Below are 18,423 nucleotides of genomic sequence, written 5' to 3' on the forward strand. Positions count from 1 at the left end.
ACCGGCCAGAACACCGAACGGAGGCCGACTGCCCTAGTACAGCACGACCATTTGCCCATTTGAAGGGGCTGCGCGTACGTCGTACGTTCAGGGTGCGTACAGCGTACTCAGCGTTCTCAGCGACTCGAAGTCGTACTGGAGGAGCCACCCATGCAGACCGTCCTCATCTCCGGCGGCGGAATCGCCGGCCCCGTGCTCGCCTACTGGCTGCACCGTCACGGCTTCCGGACCACCGTCGTCGAACGCGCCCCGGGTCCGCGCCCCGGCGGCCAGGCCGTGGACGTCCGCGGCGTCGCGCTCGACGTCGTCGAGCGGATGGGCCTGCTGGAACAGGCACGACGCGTGCGGACCCGGATGCGCGGCATGTCGGTCCTCGATCCCGAAGGCCACGAGATCGATCGCTCCACCGAGGCGACCTTCAGCAGCGGCCGGCTCGACAGCGACGACATCGAACTGCTGCGCGAGGACCTGGTGCGGATCGTGTACGAACGCACGCACGCGGACGTCGAGTACCTCTTCGGCGACAGTGTCACCGCGCTCCACGAGGACGAGACCGGCGTACACGTCGACTTCGGCCACGGTGCGTCCCGCACCTTCGACCTCGTCATCGGGGCGGACGGCCTCCACTCGACCGTCCGGAGCCTGGCCTTCGGCCCCGAGGAGCGTTTCGCCCAGCACCTCGGCAGCTACCTCTCGGTGTTCAGCGCGGACAACTTCCTCGCGCTGGACCACTGGCAGGTGTGGCTGCGCGACGGTGACGCGGGATTCGGGATCATGCCCGTACGCGACAACACCGAGCTCAGGATCGCCTTCGGCTTCGAGTCCGGGCCGCTGAGCGATGACCTCCGCGGCAACGGCGCGCTGCGGCGCCTCGTCGCGGACAAGCTCGCCTCCCTGCGATGGGAAGGAGCTCGCCTGGCCGAGGCGGCCCGGGACGCCCCGGACTTCTACTGCGATGCCATGGCCCAGATCCGGATGGACCACTGGTCGCGGGGCAGGGTGGCCCTGCTCGGCGACGCCGGCTACTGCCCCTCCCCCCTCTCGGGGCAGGGCACCAGCCTCGCCCTCGTGGGCGCCTACGTGCTGGCCGACTGCCTCGCCCAGGCACACGGCGACCACGGCGCCGCGTTCTCCCGCTACGAGCGCCGGATGCGCCCTTTCGTGAGCCTCAACCAGGCCCTGGCCACGGAGAATCCGGGCGGACCCGCCTCCGAGGCCTCTGTCGCGCACGCCAAGAACGCACTCTCGCTGGACGGCTGACCAGGGAGTGCCGTCACCGTGGCCCCGCCCCGGCCGATCAGGGGGTGGGGATCCCGCCGGGCCGCCGCGGCGGACGTCCGAACCGCACGGGGACGCCCGGCGAGTACAGCACGCTCACGGGCGGTCCGGCCGGTGCGGGCAGGCCCGCGGCGGCGACCAGGTCCTCGTCGCAGTCGAGGAGTTCGGCGCGGTGCAGCGGCCAGCGGGGGTGGGTGTTCGGGAGGTACAGCGGGCGCCCGAAGAAGGCGTTGTGCATGCCCCAGCGGGCGGTGAGGAAGTGTTCGAGCGCACTGGGTTCCCCGATCCGCTCGCCGACCCGCACGGAGATCCTGCTGTGCGCGCCCCGCGGGCCGGGCCAGCGCCGGCTGCTGGTGTACGTCACGGTGCCGTCTTCGTGGCGTACGGCCATCCGCGACCAGACGTACGGGAGGCGGAACACCGACCGCGCGACGGCCACCGGGATCAGGCGGGAGGCGTCGAGCGAGCGGAAGACGACGCCGCGGCGCCCCTGGGCGTCCACGGAGTAGAGGCGGACGTTGGTCTCCGGGAAGCTGCCGAGGTACGGGACCCCGGGCAGGCGGAACCATCCGACCCGGTGCATCCGGAAGGCGACGAGGCCGACGTACGTGACCCCGTCGAGCGTGTCGGGCACGGTACCGGCCGGGAGCAGCGGCGCCACGTCGGCCGGATCGGCGGGCCAGTGCAGGAAGGCCAGGTCGAGCCAGGACTGGGTGAGCAGGGGTCGGTCCGCGGCGTGGGGCGGGTCGGCCGTTATGGGTTCCGGGTCCACGGCACGGGGCGTCTTCGGCATGGCGCCAGTATCCCGGAGGCCGCTGGACCGCTCCTGGTACGTCCTCACGGTCCATAATCCACGCGCGGTCCGGTCGCCCCGCGTGATACTCCTTCCTGCCATGGGCGATCTTGTGACAGCGCGGCTCGTACTTCATCCGATGACCGTCAGCGAGGCTGAGCGCGTGGTGGCGGGCGACTCGGGCGGCGGTGCCCGCTGGGCGCCCGGATACCCCACCGATGGGGACGTGGCCGCCGCAAGGCGCTACCTGGGCGCCTGCGCGGACACCGGTGACCCCCAGCCGTTCGGCAACTACGAGATCCGTCGCCGCGAGGACGGTCAGGCCATCGGCGGCCTGGGCTTCCACGGACCTGCGGACGCGACCGGCAGCGTCACGATCGGCTACGGCCTCGTCCCGTCAGCGCGAGGCAAGGGATACGCCTCCGAAGCCCTCCGCGAACTGCTGCTGTTCGCGCGGGCACGCGGCGTCACCCGCGTGAGGGGCGACGCCGACCACGAGAACATCGCGTCGCAGCACGTCATGACGGCAGTGGGCATGCGGCCGGCCGGACAGGACGAACGCGTCAGGTACTTCGAGACCGCCTGGACCGAGACGACGGCGCATGCTGACTCACGCGCCTAGGGCTGTGGCCGGAAAGGTTTGCCGGGTCGCGTCGTCCGGTGCGGTGCATCGCAAGGCGGAGGGCCGCGGCTCGTACTGGACGTACCGGCACGGTCCGACAACGCGGCGAAGTGCCGTGCCGGGCGGCGCGACCCGGTGAACCTTTCCGGTCACAGCCCTAGGGCGTGCCTTTCGCCCTGGCGCGCCACGCGGTAGCGGAGGTAGACGACTCTTGAGCTGAAGGTGCGGGTCTCGACGAGTTCGAGATCCACCCGGCGCTCGCGCCGGGGAAAGAACGGAGTGCCACCGCCCACCAGTACCGGGTAGACCATGGCCTGGTACTCGTCGATCAGACCCAGCGCGGCCGCCTCGGCGGCGAGGGTCGCGCCGCCGATCGCGATGTCGCCCTCCCCCGGCTCGGCCCGCAACCGCTCGATCTCCTCCGCCAGGCCGCCGGAGGCCAGGCGGGCATTGCCCTGCACTTCCGACAGGGTGGTGGAGAACACCACCTTGGGGAGCGGCTTCCAGAGCGCGGCCCACTCGAGCATCGAGTCGTCGAGCGATGGATCCTGGTCGGCGGTCTCCCAGTACAGCATCGTCTCGTACAGCCGTCGTCCCAGCAGGTGGACGCCGACCTGTCGAATCTCGTCGATCCAGAAACGGAAGACGTCCTCGTCCGGCGCCGTCCAGTCGAAGCCGCCGTCCGGCCCGACGATGTAGCCGTCAAGGGAGACGCCCATCGAATAGGTCACGCTGCGCATCAGCTGTCCTCCTCGGTATCGGGTTCGACAGTACGACCGCCGGCGGGCGCGGGCGAGATCTGCTGCATGAGGCTGATCATGTCCGGAGCGACCCACTCCTCGGCGATCTTGTCGCCCTCGACGCGGTAGATCTCGATGCTCCGGAAGCTGACCGACCGGTCCGTCGCCGCGAGCCCCTGGAAGGCACCCCGGTGCGTTCCGCGGAAGTGGACCCGCACCGCCACCTTGTCGTCGACGCCGAACATGTCCTCGACATCGATCCGCAGGTCCGGGAATCCGTCCAGCATGGCCTGGGCCCCCAGCCGCCAGACCTCCCGACCGTGCAGCGGGTCGGGTACTCCGGGGAGGTTGGCGATGAAGTTCTCCGTCATCATCTCGACACACGCGTCGAGAGCGCCGCTCTCCAGCGCCTTGTAGGCCGTGCGCAGCAGGGTCAGGTTCTTCTCAGTCGTGGTGTCCGTCGTGGTGTCCATCTTGGTGTCCTCTCCAGGGGGATCGCCGCGGCGATCGGTGATCGCTCCGATCCGCTTGGCTCTCAGTAGAATCCCTGCCGCAGCGTCAAGGTCAAGAAGGACCCGAGACCCGCAGATACCCGCCCTGTCCTCGCCTTTCGTGCGGCCTTGCGCCTCCTTGGATCCGGCGGAGGCGATCAGCGTGAAGTGCACGTGCCGGGGTACAAGTTCGTCACGGTGCGCACCACCCCCGGCCGGCTCGCTACGCCCACACCACCCGAGGAGCCCCGATGGCCGTCCTCACCACGATCGCCTTGATCCTCGGCGCCTGGTGCGCCGCCAGCGTCGTCACCGCCGCGCTCTACGCCGCCCTGCGCAGCCATCAGGTCCGACGGCAGCGGGCGGTGGCGTCCGCCCTGGGCGCCACCGTCGGCCGCTGCGCCCCGGAACGACCGGCCCGTGAGCCGAAGGGCGGCGGGATCGTCGCCTGGTGGCCGCGGACGCCTCATCCGCGGCCTCCGCAGGAGGATTTGAGCCTTCGTTTCTGAAAATGATCGTCGTATGGCCTGGATCACAGCGGGTTTCCCGGCCGCTCCGGCGAATGCACTCGAGGGCCCGGTAGCCGACAGGTACGGTTTGGCCATGGATGTTTCCGGAACAAGTGCTACCGATGAGAACACCAGGCGGGAGGCCATCAAGGCCACCGCACGCCAACTGCTGGTGAAACTGGGCGCCGGAGGGCTGTCCCTGGATGCCGTGGCCAGTGGCGGCGGTCTGGCCGTCGCCGAGGTGGAGGCCGTCTTCCCCCATCGGGACGACCTGCTGACCGCGCTGGTCATCGATGCCTACAACGACTCCGCCGCCGCGATGGAGCGGGCCGATCAGGCCGCCGGCTCCGCCGGCGCTTCGGCAGGCGCGCGGCTCCTCGCCGCGACCCGCGCACTGCGCGCGTGGTCCTTCGCCAACACCGGTGAGTTCACGCTGATCTACGGCTCGCCCGTTCCGGACTACCACGCTCCGCAGGACACCGTACCGCCCGCCTCGCGCACCCCCGCGGTGCTGGCCGGCATCGTGCGCTCCGCGCTGGAGGCCGGTGAACTCACGCCGCCCCGCCGGGTGGTGCCCGGGCCGCCGCTGCTCCGGCCTGAGGCCGTGGAACTCTTCGGCGGCGTGCCCGAGGCCCCGTTCTCGGACATCGTCGAGCGCGGCATCGTGCTGTGGAGCAGCCTGATCGGGCTGCTGGTGTTCCAGGTCTTCAGCCGTACCCACGACAGCGTCCGGGACGAGTCCGCGTACTTCGACTTCGCCATCGCCGTGGCGGCCGAAGGCATCGGACTCGTGGTCCCTTCGGGCGAGGACACCGAAACCGACTAGACCGTCTGCCGCGTGCTCGGCACCGGCGGGGAATCAGGCCGTGAACACCACCAGAACCCTCTGCTTCGTCATCGCGGCGCTGTCGTCGTACGCCGCGCTCGTCTACCGGTTGAGCCAAGTGCGCCGCAGCTGGCGGGACAACGCCTACCGCACCCTGGTCGTCACTCTGCTGCTCCAGTGCCTCACCTTCACGATGGGCGCGGTCGCGATGGGGGGCGACAGCTTCCTGGGAGTCGGGAACCTCGCGATCCTGCTGATGCACGTGTCGGCGGTCGCCTTCTGCGTCAGCGCCCAGATCATCCTGCTGCGCTGGGCGACGGCCACCGAGGAGGCGGTGCGCAAGGCCCGCTACTGGCTGATCACCGGGTTCGCCCTCAGCGCGCTGCTGGTGGCGCTCTTCTTCATCGCCGACGGTCCGTCCCGGCCGGCGTCGGACTTCAACTCCGGCAGCGGCCAGCCGCTGGTCCTCACCTACCTCCTGGTCTTCATCGTCTCCCAGGCGGTTCCGTGCGTGACCATCTTCCGCCAGTGCGGCCCGTACGCCCGGATGACCGGGAAGGCCTCGCTGCGCCAAGCCCTGCGGATGCTCTCCGTCGCCGCGGTCATCCTCTTCCTCTACTGCCTGTGCAGGACGGTCAACATCCTCACCGGCGCGTGGGGGATCGACATCGGCGCCTGGCAGCTCGCGTCCAACGTCTTCAGCGCGCTGGGCATCGTCACGCTCTCGCTCAGCCTGACCCTTTCCTCCTGGGAGGGTCCGGCCGCCAGGCTGTTGGACTGGGCCCGCAGCTACCGTGCCTACCGGGCGCTCTACCCGCTCTGGCGGGACCTGTACGAGTCCTCCCCGGACATCGTCCTGGAGCCCCCGGGCTCGGCTTCGGTCTCCGACCTCAACTACCGGCTCCACCGGCGGGTCATCGAGATACGCGACGGGTGGCGGGATCTGCGTCCCTACATCGACCGTGCCGCCCGCGGCGCCGAAGGGGCGGACCCCAAGGCGGGCGAGGAGTACCGGCAGGCCTTCGCCGAGGCGGCGCAGATCAGACAGGCCTTGCACGCCAAGCGGGCCGGCACCATTCCCGACCACAACAAGGACGCCGGCGACTTCGACGACCGCGACACGGACAACTTCACCGCGGAGGTCGCCTGGCTCACCAAGGTCGCGTCCGTCTACCGCAAGCTCAGCAAAGCGGGTTGAATGCCCGCCCGGTCCGCTTCTGGCAGACCGGGCGGGCTTCCCCCGTTTCCCCCCTGCTCTTCCCCCGTGTCCTGCTCGGGCCGGGCGGGTGTGTCCCGCCCGGGCCGGCCCCCATCCCCCGAGGGCCGGACCCGGCAGGGCCGATGTATCCGACAGAGCAACTCGGCTACCCCCGTAAGCAAAGTTAGCTGTCAGCTATCGGCGAGGTCCACGGTGGCGGATTCCGTTCAGATTGTCAACTGAGAGCTAATCTGCCAAACTGTTGGATAGCTGAGGGCAATGCCGAGGAGGTGACGGAAGGAGATTCGCAGTGTCCGAGACAGACGACCGGCCCATGCTGGCAGTGCGTCTGGACAACCTCTTCAAGACGGTTCGTCCCAAGGGCAAGCACTGGACCAACGCCGAAGTGGCGGAGGAACTGAAGCAGGCCAACCCCGAACTCAAGGTCGGCGGCGTGTACCTGTCGCAGCTGCGGACCGGTAAACGCTCCAACCCCTCTCCGGACCTGCTGGCCGCCCTTGCGCGCTTCTTCGGCGTGTCCGTCGCCTACTTCTTCGACGACAAGGTCGCCGAGTCGGTGCTCAGCCAGGTCGCCGCCATCGAGGCGCTGCGGCAGGCCGGAGTGCGCTCCGTGGCGATGCGCGCGGCCGGGATGAAGAAGGAGAACCTCCAGGCCATCACGGCGATCATGGACCAGTACCGGCAGATGCAGGGCCTTCCGCCCGTCACGGACCCAGCGGACCCGGAGTGAGGGTCCCCGGCAAGGGCCGGTCGGCCGACCACGACCGCCGCTCCCAGCTCAAGAGGCTCCGGAAGGACGGCGCGCGGCGGATCGCCGAGCTCAACCTGCCGGAGGGGGCCGATGTGGCCGAGCTCTGCCGCTACCTCGGTGAGATCCGCGAGCGTCCCATCACCCTGGTCTCGATGCAGATGCCGGCGTCGCAGCCGTGCGGCATGTGGGTCGCCGCACGCGACGAGGACCTGATCTTCTACGACGCCAACACGACCAGCGCGCATCAGGAGCACATCATCTTGCATGAGCTGGGCCACATCATCTGCTGCCATCGCGGGGCCGGCTGGCTGGACGAGGCGAGCGCCCGCCTCCTCTTCCCCAACCTCGACCCGGACCTCGTACGGGACATGCTCCTGCGCGCGACGTACGACGACGTCCAGGAGCAGGAGGCGGAGGTCATCGCCTACCTGCTCTCCCAGCGGATGACCCGGACCGAGGAGGGGCAGGGCGCGCCCCCGGCCGCGGAAGGCGGAGCGTCCGGAAAGACGGACATGCTCAGCCGGATCGAACGCACCCTGTTCTGACGTGCGGCAGCCACGTGCGGTGCACGTCCCGGCTTGCGGTGCTCATCCCCCGGCGGCCGCCACCTCCTCGGCAAGGATGGACACGGCCCGGCGGATGTCGTCCTCGGCGTGATCGCTGGTGATGAAGAACCGCAGCCTCGCGAGCCCCTCCTCCACGGCCGGGTGGAAGATCGGGTCGGCGATGACGCCACGGTCGAAGAGCCGGTCCGCGACGCGCAGGGTGCGCCCCGAGTCGCCGAGGACGCACGGCACGATCGGGCTGTGGGCGCTGGAGCCCGTCGCCAGACCGGCCGAGGCGGCCAGTTCGAGGAAGAGCTCCGCGTTCCGGCGCAGCGTACGGACCCGGTGCGGTTCCGCGAGGATCAGCTCGGTCGCGGCCAGGGCCGCGGCCGCGTTGGCCGGGGTCAGGCCGACGCTGTAGACGAAGCCGGGCAGGGTGTGCCGCAGCCACCGCACCATCCGGGCGGAGCCGCCCAGGTAGCCGCCGCAGCTGGCGAAGGCCTTGGAGAGCGTGCCCATCCACAGGTCCACGCCGGACCGGTCGACGCCGAAGAATTCCCCTACGCCCCGGCCGTGTTCGCCCACCGTGCCGATGCTGTGCGCCTCGTCGACCATCAGCAGGGCGCCGTAACGATTCTTCAGCTCGATCACGGCGGGCAGGTCGACGAGGTCGCCGTCCATGCTGTAAGCGCCCTCTACGGCGATCAGTACCCGCCGGAAGCGGGAGCGGTTGACCCGCAGCATGTGCTCCAGCTGTCCCGTGTCGTTGTGGGCGAACGGGCGCCGCGCCGCCCCGGACAGGGCGCAGCCCTGGAGGATGCTGTCGTGGGCGAGGGCGTCGTGCACGACCAGGTCGCCCGGTCCCACGAGGTGCCCGATCGCCGTGACGTTGGTCGCGTGGCCGCTCACCAGGGCCAGGCAGTCCCCGACACCGAGGAACTCGGCGAGCGCCCGCTCCAGCCGTACCGTCAGTTCCCGTTCGCCGGAGAGCATCCGGCTCGCGGAGACCGAGGTCCCGTACCGGTCCACCGCCTGGCGCGCGGCCTCGCTGACCGCCGGATGGCCGGAGAGGCCCAGGTAGTTGTAGCTGCCGAAGGACAGGTACGCCCGGTCGCCGATCACGGTCGTGTCGCGGATGTTGCCCTGGTGGACGCGGAAGTACGGGAAGTCCGCGCCGCTGCCGACGACCGCGCTCAGCCGCTCCTCGAACTGGCGCACTTCCGGGAAGTCGTCGACGCTCGCGGTGGCGGCGCCCCACTGCGGCCCGGCAACCGGGTCCGCCACCGGCTGCCGGGGCGGCGGCTCATAGGAGGCAGGCTGCGGCTGCTCGGAGAGGTGCGGGCCGACCAGCGTGATCAGCCGGTCGATGGTGAGGCCCGGCCCGAACATCTCTTCGGTGGTGAAGCCCGGCGCCCGCTTGGCTATGGCGACCTCCAGCTCCTGGAGCATCAGGGAGTCGAAGCCGAGGTCGGTCGTCAGGGCCAGCCGCCCGCTCAGGTCGGAGAGGGGGAAGACCCCGGTCCGCGAGACGGCCTCGAACACCACGGACGCGGCGAGCGCGCCACCGGCGAGCGCGGCTCCCGCGCCCACGGCTCCGGCCACCTCGGCTTCGGCGACCGCGACTCCAGCCACCACGGCTCCGGTGGCCTTGGTCTCGGCGACCGCTGCTCCGGCCACCACGGCCTCGGCGGACGCGGCTCCGGCTGCCCGGGCCTCAGCGACCGCGCCGTTCGCGGCTGCCGGAACCGGCGCAGCTTCGGAAGCGGCCTCAGCCTCGGCCGCCACGTCGCGCGCCGACTCCGGCGCCGCTTCGAGGGCGTCCATCACCGGCCCGGCCTCGTCCGTGACCTCGCGGGCCGACTCGTCCACCACCCAGTGGTGGCGCGGGGCGAGCGGACTGGGCGGCAGAGTGAGCGGGGGCGTCCGCCGCGTCACCGGACGCAGCCCCGGTCCGGTGACCGCGCGCAGCGCGAGCCGGGACAACTCGGCCGTACGTGCCCCGGCCGGCAGCGAGTCCGGCGCCGGAACGGCGACCTCCGGCAGCTCGCCCGGCGGCACCGTACCGGCCGCCAGCCCAGGCCCGAGTTCCCCGGTACGGCCCGCCGCCACGGCCCCGGCCGCGGCCGTCAGCTGGGCGACGGCATCGGCTGCGTCCCCCGCCACCACGGCCAAACGCTCCGCGAAGGGGGTCCGGCGGGCCAGGGTGTCCGCCACCGCGGCCAGCGGCGGCCGGTCGGCGTCGATGGTGTGCGCCAGTTCCCGGGCGTAGCGGGCCAGGCCGCTCCGGTCGCGGGCGCTGAGCACCAGGAGGTGCGGTTCCCCGTACGGCGCCGGGGGCGCGGCCGGTGCCGTGGCGCACTCCTCCACGATCATGTGGACGCCGGTGCCGCCGAAGCCGAAGGCGCTCACCCCGGCCCGGCGCGGTTCCCCGGAGTCGGCGGAGCCCGGCCACGGGGTCGCCGTCGTGGGGATCGTCAGGCGGGCGGCGTCGAGCCCGGCACGGTCGCCCAGTTCGAAGGGCGGCTGGGGCGGTATCACTCCCCGGTGCACGGCCAGGGTGGCCTTGATGAGCCCGGCTATCCCCGCGGCGTTGAGCGAGTGCCCCACCACGGCCTTGACCGCGCCGAGGTAGGCGGGTTCGGCCCGTTCACCGCGCAGTTCGCGCAGGACCCCGACCTCTACGGGATCGCCGACGCGCGTCCCGGTGCCGTGCGCCTCCAGGAAGCCCACCGAGTCCGGGGCCAGGACTGCGTCGCGGTAGGCCCGGCGCAGCGCTCGCAGCTGCCCGGCCGCCTGGGGGTTCATCCCGCCCTGCACGGTCCCGTCGTTGGCCGTGCCCACGCCGCGGATCACCGCGTAGACCCGGTCACCGGCCGCCAGCGCATCGGCCAGGGGGCGCAGGACCAGGACTCCGCCGCCCTCTCCGAGGACGAAGCCGTCGGCCTCCGCGCCGAAGGGGAGGCATCTGCCGCTGCGCGACACGGCGCCGATCCGGCTCAGCCCCACCAGCAGGTCGGGGGCGAGGATCAGCTGGGCGCCGCCCGCGAGCGCGATACGGGTCCGGCCCGCGCGCAGGGCGTGCACGGCGTTGGCGACGGCCATGAGCCCGCCGGAGCACGCGGAGTCCAGCGCGTAGCTCTCGCCGTGCAGATCGAAGACCGAACTGACGGTGTTGGGGCCCATGTTGAGCAGGAGCCCGGCCACGGACGTGCCGTGCAGCCCGTCGACGGCGCGGACGGCCGACGGCCAGCGGGGGTCGCTCACCCGCGCCCCGAACTCACCGCCGGCCAGCTGGCGCATCCGGATCTGCATGGTGCTGAGTTCGCGGTAGCCGCTCTCGGTGAGCGAGGTGATCACCGAGGTCTCCTCGCGGTCGAAGCCCTCCGTCTCCCACCCGGCGTCCTGGAGCGCTTCACGGGCGAGGTCGATCAGCATCCGGTGCTGAGGGTCCATCGACTTGGCGCGCCGGGGCGGGATGCCGTAGTGGGCCGCGTCGAAGTGGCCCACCTCCGGCAGCAGCGCCATGGTGTCCGTGTAGGTCGAGGAGCCGTCGCGGAAGTCGTCGCTGAGGAAGGCCGCGGCGCGCCAGCGCGAGTCCGGGACGGTGGAGAACTGCGCCCGCGGGTCGGTGAGGAGCCGCCAGTACTGGTTGACGTTCCGCGCGCCCGGAAACCGGCAGGCCATTCCGACGATGGCGACGTCGTCGGCGCGCCGGACTTCCGCTGAACCCACTGTGTGTCCCTCCGTTGTCACCGTTGCCATCGTTGTCACCGGTGTCATCCGCTGGTGGTCAGTCGCTCGCGCCACCAGTCCACCGTCGCCTTGACCTGCTCGTCGACGGGGGTGGCCCGTACCGCGAACTCGGCTTCGTACGCGCTCGAGTCGACCACGAAGGGGCGGTCGAACTGGTAGCGGATCTCCTTGAGTTCGCGGAGCAGCGGCGAGACCAGCGACGCGACGCCGAGTACGGCCGGGGGCAGCCCGCGTACCGCGACCGGCGCCGTTCCCGCCTGGGCGGCGAGGCGGTCGACCATCTGCCGCACGGACAGCGCGGGCTCCGTCGGGACGTGCCAGGCCCGCCCCCAGGCCCGTTCCTGGCCCGCGACCTCGATCAGGGCCCTGGCCACGTCGGGGAGGTAGCTCCAGCTGTGCGGGGCGTCCGGGTCGCCGAGGGTGGAGACCGGCTTGCCGCGCAGCAGCCGGGGCATGACCCGTCCGGCCAGGTGCCCGCCGTCGGTCACTCCGGGCCCGAAGAAGTCCGAGGCCCGTACCTCGACCGCCTTGATGCGCCCCTGCTCGTGGAGGTTCCGCGCCTGCTCCCACACCTCGGCGCGCACCCGCCCCTTGACGGAGGTGGCGGCGAGCGGCAGCCCCTCGGTCATGGGGCCGTCCACGGGGCCGTAGCCGTAGAGGTTGCCCAGCATGACCAGGACGGCCCCGGTCGCCTCGGCCGCCGTGCAGAGCGACGAGGCCAGCGGCGGCCATTCGCCCACCCAGCGGGGGTAGGGCGGTGCGGCGCAGCTGAAGACGGCGGCCGCGCCCCGCACCGCCTCGGTCAGCCGCGTGCTGTCCGTCGCGTCCAGCGCGACGTGCTCGATGCCGGGCTCCGGACTGCGGCCCGACTTGGTCACTACCCGTACCGAATGCCCCTGTTCGACCAGCAGTCGAGCGGTGGTCGCCCCGGCGGGCCCGAATCCCATCACTACGTAGAAACTCACGAGCAAACACTACGTGAGGCTGTGCAAACTGCACACGGCAGCAGGCTCCTCACACCACCCACCTCCGATGGGCCGTCAATTCTCAGCCACACCTGCATATTCCGGACAGCCTCCCGTGCCGCCGCCGGCTCGCGTGGCGCCCGCGCAACGCAATGGTGAACCAATGGGAAGGAAGAGCAAATGGGGGGACAACTGGGAGTGTGACCGCGCGATCATGACAACTGGGCAGGCATCGGCTGTTGTCCACCCCCCATGAGGGGGAGACGCCACCCCCGCGCGGGGGATCCCCCGCCTCGGCGACTGCCGTTGTCTGGAAGGCATGAGGAATCCGATGAAACGCCTTCTCACCCTGGTCCTGATGACGGTGCTGACCGCAACCGCCCTGTCCCCTTCGGCCGCTGCCCAGCCGTCGGGCGGCGAGATCCGTGACCGGATCGCCGCCGTCCCCGGAATGCGCCTCCTCGGCGAACGGCCGGCTGCGCCGGGGCAGACCGTGCTCGACCTCGCCTACCGCCAGCCCGATGACCACCGCCATCCGGGCCGGGGCTCCTTCGAGCAGCGGCTGACGCTGGTGCACAAGTCGGTCCAGGGCCCCATGGTGCTCTACTCCAGCGGCTACGACCTCGGCACCTCCCCGGACCGGCTGACCGAGCCGGCCAAGCTGCTGGACGCCAATCAGATCACCACCGAGCAGCGCTTCTTCGGCACCTCCCGGCCGGCTGACCCGGACTGGTCCCAGCTCACCATCTGGCAGGCGGCGAGCGACCACCACCGCCTCGTCACCGCCCTGAAGAGCGTGTACCGAGGCGCGTGGATCTCCACCGGAGGCAGCAAGGGCGGCATGGCGGCCGTCTACCACCGCCGTTTCTATCCGGAGGACGTCGCGGGCACGGTCGCCTACTCGGCCCCCAACAACACAGACGACCAGGAGGACACCGCCTACGACACCCGCCTGGAGCAGGTCGGCACCGCCGAGTGCCGCGAGGCGATCAAGTCCGCCCAGCGCGAGGCGCTGAAACGGCGCGAGGCGCTGACAGCGCGGTACGCGCAGTGGGCCGCGGGTGAGAAGAGGACCTTCCAGATCATCGGCAGCGCCGACCGCGCATTCGAGCTCGCCGTGCTGCGCCTTCCGATGATGTTCTGGATGCACCAGCCCGCGGGAGCCTGCGGGTCCGTTCCCGGCGCCGGAGCCACGGACGACGAGCTCTACGCCTGGATCGCCAGGGTCACGCAGTTCCCCGTCTACACCGACCAGACCCTCGGAGCCTTCACCCCCTACTTCTACCAACTGGGCACCCAGCTCGGGTACGCGCAGGTCACCGCCCCGCACCTGGAGGGCCTGCTGCGCCATCCGGGCATCCAGGAGATCCGCTCGTACGTGCCGAAGGACATCCCCTTGAGGTTCCAGCCGGCCGCGATGGCGGACGTGGACCGCTGGGTGCGCCACCACGGCCACTCGCTGATGTTCGTCAACGGCGAGAACGACGTGGCGGTCGCGGAACCGTTCCGCCTCGGCAAGGGCACCCGCGACTCCTACCTCTTCAACGTGCTGGATGCCAACCACCACATATCCATCACCAACCTGACCCCGGACGAGGCCGAGGAGGCCGTCGCCACGCTGCACCGCTGGGCCGGGCAGACGAGGGCGACCGTCTCCGGATCGGCCCCGTAGGCCGGTTGCGCGCCACCTGGCAGACTCTCGTGGTCTCAGCCGGGAGGGAAAGGGAGCACGGTGTTGTTCAGGAGAGTGGCTGGGCGAGCGGGAGCCGTGTTGTGCTCCGCGCTGGTGACACTGACCGTGCTGCTCGGCCTGTCCACCCCCGCGCAGGCCGACACCCTCGACGCGCCGGGGTTCCGGGTGCGCGCGCACGAGAACGTCATGGATCTGCCCGATTCCGGCCGAGGCGCACCCGCCCCGGTGACCCCGGCGTTCGTGAACACCGGGCCGGCCGCCCCGGGCGATGTCTGGCTCCTGCTCTCCGTAGACGACTTCCATGTGGGCGAGTACCAGTCACCGACGCTCCCGGCGGAGTTCAGCAACTGCTCGTACGCGCCCCGCGCGACCGAGGCCTACTGCAGGTTCCCCGGACCTCTCGTACCGGGGCAGGGATACGAGACCGACGCACCGTTCCAGGCCGTCAACGAGGAGTGCTGCCGGGTCAGAGGCACCTACACCTACCAGCTGTGGGCGCACGGGAGCCCCGGCCGTCCGACGGAGGCATCGTTGGGGAACTTCCCGAAGGGAACCGGAGCGCGCCTCGGCCTGCGGCCCGTGGACGCCGCCACCCTGACCGGAGGCGAAGTGGGAACCATGGAGTACCAGACACGGGATCCGGCGGTGCACCCCGGCTGGCGCATCCCCGTCCGGTCCCTCGTCCTGCGCGGAGAGGCGGGCGGGTACGTGGAGCAGGAGATCCCGTTCGGCCGCCAGACGGAGGGCTTCCCCCTCCCGCCCTCGACGGTGCGGATCGAACTGCCGGAGGGGACCTCCCTCGCCCCGCGGAAAGTCGGGGAGCATCCCTCGGAGGAAACCTACTGCGGTGTCACGCAGCGCACCGCCCGCACGGTGACCTGTCACGCGGGCGGCGACCGGACCATACTGCGGCTGCGCATCGACCGGAGGGTCGAGGGCGCGCGCGGCACGATCTCGGTGCCCGTGCCGCCGGGCGACCCGGACCCCACGGACAATGTGCGGCCGATCGAACTCCAGGTCACCGGCGCCGTCTCGGCGCCGCCCGCCGCTCGGCCGGGCGAGCCGTTGTGGTCCCGGCCGGGAACGCTCGCGGCCGCCGCCGTCACGGTCCTGGCAGCGGCGCTCCTGGCAGGCCGGCGCCGCGCAGCCCGCCGGAGGCCGAGGCCGCCTCGGTAGCGGGAGTCAGCGCACTCCCGCCGGCCGCGGCCCCCTCTGCTCCGCGCGGACGGGCGAGGCAAACCGCTGGCAGCCCTGAGAGGCACTCCCCCGGGCGGACGTGGCCGTCGTAGGCTCCTGCCCATGCGTACGCACCTGCACCAGATCGTCGTGGACTGCCATGAGCCGAAGGCCCTCGTCCGGTTCTGGGCTCAACTGCTCGGTGGGGAACCGGTCGACCGCGCCCGCGACTGGTCGCACGTCGAGCCGCCCGGGTTCCCAAGGCTCGCCTTCCAGCCGGTGCCCGAGCACAAGGCGGTGAAGAACCGGCTCCATCTCGACATCACCGTCGACGACATCGAGGCCGCGGCGACCGTGGCCGTGCAGCTGGGAGCCACCACGGCCGGCGCAGCGGTCACCGACGACCAGGGTTCCTTCCAGGCCATGCGGGACCCGGAGGGCAACGAGTTCTGCTTCGTCAGCGCTTGAACCACGGGCTCCGGCAGGCCCGACGGCGCCGACCGCGGCTCGGTGTACGAGCCCGCGGCAGCCCGTGTGACCATGTCCCCTCAGCACATCCGCACTTCATGGGGGGACCATGCGCACCCGCACCACCACCGTCACGACCGGCCTCGCTGCCGCGCTCGCCGCGCTGCTCGTCCTGGCCGGCTGTACGTCGCCGGGCGGCAGCCCGCGCGGGGCGGTGACCCAGGCCCCGACCCCCGTACAGGGCGGCGCGCCCGGCTTCGACGGACCCCGGCCACAGGACCAGAACCTGCTGGCGTGGACCGGCGACCCCAATGACGCCGGGCACGTCACCGCCCAGTCGGCGGCCGGGGTGGGCGGGCGCGTCACCCTCGTACGGATCGTCCTGCGCGAGCAGATCACCTGGTCGAACATCTGGCTGGGCCTGGCCGGCCTCGACCCGAACGCCCAGCTGGCCAACTGCTACCTCGGCGTGTACGACGCGAACGGCACCCTGGTCGCCTCCACCCCGGACATCTCGCCCCAGCTGATGATCGACCCGATCGCCAAGCCGCTGGCCCTCGCCAAGCCCTTCACCGCCGCCCCCGGGACCTACTTCATCGCCCTGCTGCTCAACGGCAACTGGGCCACCAACGCCCTCACCCTGAAGTCCACGGGGGCGGGCATCTCGGTCAACGCCGGTCTGACGCCGCCGAACCTCCGCTACAGCACCCTCCTGACCGGGCAGACCTCCCTCCCGGCCACGGTGAACCTCGCGGACCAGTCCACGAGCACCATCAACACCGGCTGGGCCAGCCAGTGGTACGCCATCTCCTGAGATGCGCCAGGGCCGGGCGGGCTGCGCGGTGTTCGCGCGTTTCATGGTGTGGGGCTCCCCGGCAGACCGCGTGCGGCGGCGCCGGGATCGAGTCCGAGTACGCCGGTGACGGCGCGCGCCGCGAGCAGTTCGTCGTCCCCCGGCTGCCCGGCCAGCGCGATCACGGTCCCTTCGAGTGCACCCACGAAGGCGAGTGCCAGAGCCCTGGCCGGCGGTCCGGACGGAATCGTCCCCTCCGCGCGTCCTGCCTCGATCAGGCCCAGGCAGAGCACGGTGAGCGTCTCGTAGCTCTCCTCGACCGAGCGCCCCACCGGATGGTCCTGGCCGGAGAACTCCAGCCGCAGCGCGATCGCCACCCGCGCGATGTCGCGCCGGCAGAAGACGGCGTGACCGCGGGCGAGGGTGAGCAGCGCCGCGACCGGATCCGCCTCCTGCGCGACGAACGTGCCCACCTCCTGGTCCCAGGTCTCCAGGACCCACTCCATCACGGCCAGGGTCAGGTCCTGCTTGTCCTTGAACTGGTGGTAGAGCGCCCCGCGCGTGTATCCGGCGTCCTTGGCCACCTGCTCCAGCACGAGGTTGCCGTAGCCGTACCGGGACAGGCCCCGGGCGGCGGATTCGAGCAGCGCGGTGCGCGTACGCAGGCGGCGGCCGGCCTGGGTCATCCGCTCCGGTCCCCGGTCACTCATGCCCTGCTCCGATCAGCTGGTCGGGTCCTGCCCCCGGCGCCGGTCCGCCGGGGCAGTCCGATCCGGCCGGCTCCCGCAGATCTTACATACATGTACGTATGCAAGTGAGAGCGGCTCTTCTCAGCAGCCCTGCGGGGCGGACGGCGGGACGAAGGTCGCGGCGAGGGCGCGGTCGGACTTGACCGTCACGTCCATCGCGCCACGGCCCGCGGCCGAGAAGGAGGTCGGCATCTGCAGGTCGTACGGCAGGTCGTCCTCTGCGATCTCCGGGCCGACGTGGACCACCGACAGCGAACCCCGGCAGCTCAGCGAGCCGGGCGGCACGCTGCCCTCGACGATGCCGTCCTGCGGACCGAGCGAGAGGGCGGGCCGGTCCATGAGGGCGTACCGGAACTCCTGGTCCCGGGACGACCCGGGCACGCCGGAGGACACCCCGCCGGGGGTGAGGTCCACCCAGTACCGGCTGAGCGTCAACTCGACCGCGCCGCACGGGCGCTCCGACGGGTCGGGCTCGAATTTCAGCCCGTCACCGTCGATCTTCAGGGCCTTGCTGCCGTAGGAGCCGCTACTGCTCTTCAGCCGGACCAGGTAGGCGGCCAGCTTCTCGGGCGCCATGGCTCCGGTGTCCACGCAGTCGTAGCTCGGGGCCGCCACGGTCGGAGCGGGGGCGGGGGCGGACGTGGCAGGCGTGCTGGGCGGCGCCGACACCGTGGCCGCGCTCGGCGAGGGGGTGGCCGACGCGGGCGCGGGCGAGCCGGACGGGGATGCGGCGGGCGACCCTTCCGAGCAGCCCGCGGTCGCGAGCAGCGCCCCGGCGAGTACGGCGAGGGCTGGCCCTCGTAATCGGTGGTGCATGCGCGCTCCGCTCCTGTGGTGGGGAATGTGGCTCAGGATCCCAGGCGCCATGGTGTCAGCCGGACGTCCCCGCAGGCACCCAACCGGCGCGGCCCATTGGATCGTTGGGGACATCGTTGCATCCTGACGTGTCATCAGGTCATCCGTCCCGGACTCTTGACTCTGTGCGCCGCGATCGCGATTCTCGTCCCAACATTTGGGCGGGCCATGACAACCCATGTGCCGTCCCGCGACCT

General features: G+C 71.4%; 18 protein-coding genes. 11 read left to right on the top strand and 7 right to left on the bottom strand.

Annotated features, from left to right (window positions below; genetic code table 11):
- Window positions 1–150 precede the first annotated feature (150 nt).
- On the top strand, window positions 151–1,260 hold the full coding sequence (locus AB0D94_RS10590) for an FAD-dependent monooxygenase (protein ID WP_362048778.1): 1,110 nt from the start codon (window positions 151–153) through the stop codon (window positions 1,258–1,260).
- Between the two features lie 37 nt (window positions 1,261–1,297).
- Here AB0D94_RS10590 and AB0D94_RS10595 read toward each other — a convergent pair whose 3' ends face one another.
- On the bottom strand, window positions 1,298–2,071 hold the full coding sequence (locus AB0D94_RS10595) for a DUF2071 domain-containing protein (RefSeq protein ID WP_362048781.1): 774 nt from the start codon (window positions 2,069–2,071) through the stop codon (window positions 1,298–1,300).
- A 100-nt stretch (window positions 2,072–2,171) separates the two neighbouring features.
- Here AB0D94_RS10595 and AB0D94_RS10600 point away from each other — a divergent pair, with 100 nt between their 5' ends.
- The gene (locus tag AB0D94_RS10600) at window positions 2,172–2,693 is read left to right on the top strand and encodes a GNAT family N-acetyltransferase (protein ID WP_362048784.1); all 522 of its coding nucleotides are present in this window, start codon (window positions 2,172–2,174) and stop codon (window positions 2,691–2,693) included.
- A gap of 149 nt (window positions 2,694–2,842) precedes the next feature.
- Here AB0D94_RS10600 and AB0D94_RS10605 read toward each other — a convergent pair whose 3' ends face one another.
- Together AB0D94_RS10605 and AB0D94_RS10610 are read right to left on the bottom strand one after the other, a co-directional pair.
- Complete coding sequence (locus AB0D94_RS10605) at window positions 2,843–3,433, bottom strand: dihydrofolate reductase family protein (RefSeq protein ID WP_362048786.1); 591 nt, start codon at window positions 3,431–3,433, stop codon at window positions 2,843–2,845.
- On the bottom strand, window positions 3,433–3,906 hold the full coding sequence (locus AB0D94_RS10610) for an ester cyclase (protein WP_362048789.1): 474 nt from the start codon (window positions 3,904–3,906) through the stop codon (window positions 3,433–3,435). The genes AB0D94_RS10605 and AB0D94_RS10610 overlap by 1 nt, the downstream gene beginning before the upstream one ends.
- Window positions 3,907–4,175: 269 nt before the next feature.
- Here AB0D94_RS10610 and AB0D94_RS10615 point away from each other — a divergent pair, with 269 nt between their 5' ends.
- From AB0D94_RS10615 to AB0D94_RS10635, 5 genes are all read left to right on the top strand, one after another.
- On the top strand, window positions 4,176–4,433 hold the full coding sequence (locus AB0D94_RS10615; protein ID WP_362048792.1) for a hypothetical protein: 258 nt from the start codon (window positions 4,176–4,178) through the stop codon (window positions 4,431–4,433).
- A 94-nt stretch (window positions 4,434–4,527) separates the two neighbouring features.
- Window positions 4,528–5,259 (top strand): WHG domain-containing protein, encoded by a 732-nt coding sequence (locus AB0D94_RS10620; protein WP_362048795.1) that lies wholly within the window; start codon window positions 4,528–4,530, stop codon window positions 5,257–5,259.
- Window positions 5,260–5,299: 40 nt separating this feature from the next.
- Window positions 5,300–6,457 (top strand): MAB_1171c family putative transporter, encoded by a 1,158-nt coding sequence (locus tag AB0D94_RS10625; RefSeq protein ID WP_362048798.1) that lies wholly within the window; start codon window positions 5,300–5,302, stop codon window positions 6,455–6,457.
- A 310-nt stretch (window positions 6,458–6,767) separates the two neighbouring features.
- Window positions 6,768–7,208, top strand: a complete 441-nt coding sequence (locus tag AB0D94_RS10630) for a helix-turn-helix domain-containing protein (RefSeq protein ID WP_362048801.1) — start codon at window positions 6,768–6,770, stop codon at window positions 7,206–7,208.
- Entirely contained in the window at window positions 7,205–7,774 is a 570-nt protein-coding gene (locus tag AB0D94_RS10635) for a toxin (protein WP_362048804.1), read from the top strand. The genes AB0D94_RS10630 and AB0D94_RS10635 overlap by 4 nt, the downstream gene beginning before the upstream one ends.
- Before the next feature lie 42 nt (window positions 7,775–7,816).
- Here AB0D94_RS10635 and AB0D94_RS10640 read toward each other — a convergent pair whose 3' ends face one another.
- Together AB0D94_RS10640 and AB0D94_RS10645 are read right to left on the bottom strand one after the other, a co-directional pair.
- A complete protein-coding gene (locus AB0D94_RS10640; RefSeq protein ID WP_362048807.1) occupies window positions 7,817–11,536 on the bottom strand; it encodes an aminotransferase class I/II-fold pyridoxal phosphate-dependent enzyme in 3,720 nt (1,239 codons plus the stop codon).
- Between the two features lie 14 nt (window positions 11,537–11,550).
- The gene (locus AB0D94_RS10645) at window positions 11,551–12,492 is read right to left on the bottom strand and encodes an NAD-dependent epimerase/dehydratase family protein (protein ID WP_362048810.1); all 942 of its coding nucleotides are present in this window, start codon (window positions 12,490–12,492) and stop codon (window positions 11,551–11,553) included.
- Between the two features lie 331 nt (window positions 12,493–12,823).
- On the opposite strand from AB0D94_RS10645, the gene AB0D94_RS10650 reads away from it, so the two are divergent.
- From AB0D94_RS10650 to AB0D94_RS10665, 4 genes are all read left to right on the top strand, one after another.
- The gene (locus tag AB0D94_RS10650; protein ID WP_362048813.1) at window positions 12,824–14,164 is read left to right on the top strand and encodes a S28 family serine protease; all 1,341 of its coding nucleotides are present in this window, start codon (window positions 12,824–12,826) and stop codon (window positions 14,162–14,164) included.
- Between the two features lie 114 nt (window positions 14,165–14,278).
- Window positions 14,279–15,361 (top strand): hypothetical protein, encoded by a 1,083-nt coding sequence (locus AB0D94_RS10655; protein WP_362048817.1) that lies wholly within the window; start codon window positions 14,279–14,281, stop codon window positions 15,359–15,361.
- 123 nt (window positions 15,362–15,484) lie between these two features.
- On the top strand, window positions 15,485–15,829 hold the full coding sequence (locus tag AB0D94_RS10660) for a VOC family protein (protein ID WP_362048820.1): 345 nt from the start codon (window positions 15,485–15,487) through the stop codon (window positions 15,827–15,829).
- A gap of 109 nt (window positions 15,830–15,938) precedes the next feature.
- Window positions 15,939–16,643: a hypothetical protein gene (locus tag AB0D94_RS10665; RefSeq protein ID WP_362048823.1), complete on the top strand. Its 705-nt coding sequence runs from the start codon at window positions 15,939–15,941 to the stop codon at window positions 16,641–16,643.
- A gap of 41 nt (window positions 16,644–16,684) precedes the next feature.
- Here AB0D94_RS10665 and AB0D94_RS10670 read toward each other — a convergent pair whose 3' ends face one another.
- The gene (locus AB0D94_RS10670) at window positions 16,685–17,332 is read right to left on the bottom strand and encodes a TetR/AcrR family transcriptional regulator (protein WP_362048826.1); all 648 of its coding nucleotides are present in this window, start codon (window positions 17,330–17,332) and stop codon (window positions 16,685–16,687) included.
- Window positions 17,333–17,452: 120 nt separating this feature from the next.
- The gene (locus AB0D94_RS10675; protein ID WP_362048829.1) at window positions 17,453–18,187 is read right to left on the bottom strand and encodes a hypothetical protein; all 735 of its coding nucleotides are present in this window, start codon (window positions 18,185–18,187) and stop codon (window positions 17,453–17,455) included.
- Window positions 18,188–18,423 lie beyond the last annotated feature (236 nt).

Source organism: Streptomyces sp. NPDC048255 (genome assembly GCF_040652415.1).
Lineage (GTDB): Bacteria > Actinomycetota > Actinomycetes > Streptomycetales > Streptomycetaceae > Streptomyces.

Excerpts from the sequence above, each read along its gene's own strand:
- AB0D94_RS10590 (WP_362048778.1), top strand. The coding sequence starts at position 151 with ATGCAGACCGTCCTCATCTCCGGCGGCGGAATCGCCGGCCCCGTGCTC.
- AB0D94_RS10595 (WP_362048781.1), bottom strand. The coding sequence starts at position 2,071 with ATGCCGAAGACGCCCCGTGCCGTGGACCCGGAACCCATAACGGCCGAC.
- AB0D94_RS10600 (WP_362048784.1), top strand. The coding sequence starts at position 2,172 with ATGGGCGATCTTGTGACAGCGCGGCTCGTACTTCATCCGATGACCGTC.
- AB0D94_RS10605 (WP_362048786.1), bottom strand. The coding sequence starts at position 3,433 with ATGCGCAGCGTGACCTATTCGATGGGCGTCTCCCTTGACGGCTACATC.
- AB0D94_RS10610 (WP_362048789.1), bottom strand. The coding sequence starts at position 3,906 with ATGGACACCACGACGGACACCACGACTGAGAAGAACCTGACCCTGCTG.
- AB0D94_RS10615 (WP_362048792.1), top strand. The coding sequence starts at position 4,176 with ATGGCCGTCCTCACCACGATCGCCTTGATCCTCGGCGCCTGGTGCGCC.
- AB0D94_RS10620 (WP_362048795.1), top strand. The coding sequence starts at position 4,528 with ATGGATGTTTCCGGAACAAGTGCTACCGATGAGAACACCAGGCGGGAG.
- AB0D94_RS10640 (WP_362048807.1), bottom strand. The coding sequence starts at position 11,536 with ATGGCAACGGTGACAACGGAGGGACACACAGTGGGTTCAGCGGAAGTC.
- AB0D94_RS10650 (WP_362048813.1), top strand. The coding sequence starts at position 12,824 with ATGAAACGCCTTCTCACCCTGGTCCTGATGACGGTGCTGACCGCAACC.
- AB0D94_RS10660 (WP_362048820.1), top strand. The coding sequence starts at position 15,485 with ATGCGTACGCACCTGCACCAGATCGTCGTGGACTGCCATGAGCCGAAG.
- AB0D94_RS10665 (WP_362048823.1), top strand. The coding sequence starts at position 15,939 with ATGCGCACCCGCACCACCACCGTCACGACCGGCCTCGCTGCCGCGCTC.
- AB0D94_RS10670 (WP_362048826.1), bottom strand. The coding sequence starts at position 17,332 with ATGAGTGACCGGGGACCGGAGCGGATGACCCAGGCCGGCCGCCGCCTG.
- AB0D94_RS10675 (WP_362048829.1), bottom strand. The coding sequence starts at position 18,187 with ATGCACCACCGATTACGAGGGCCAGCCCTCGCCGTACTCGCCGGGGCG.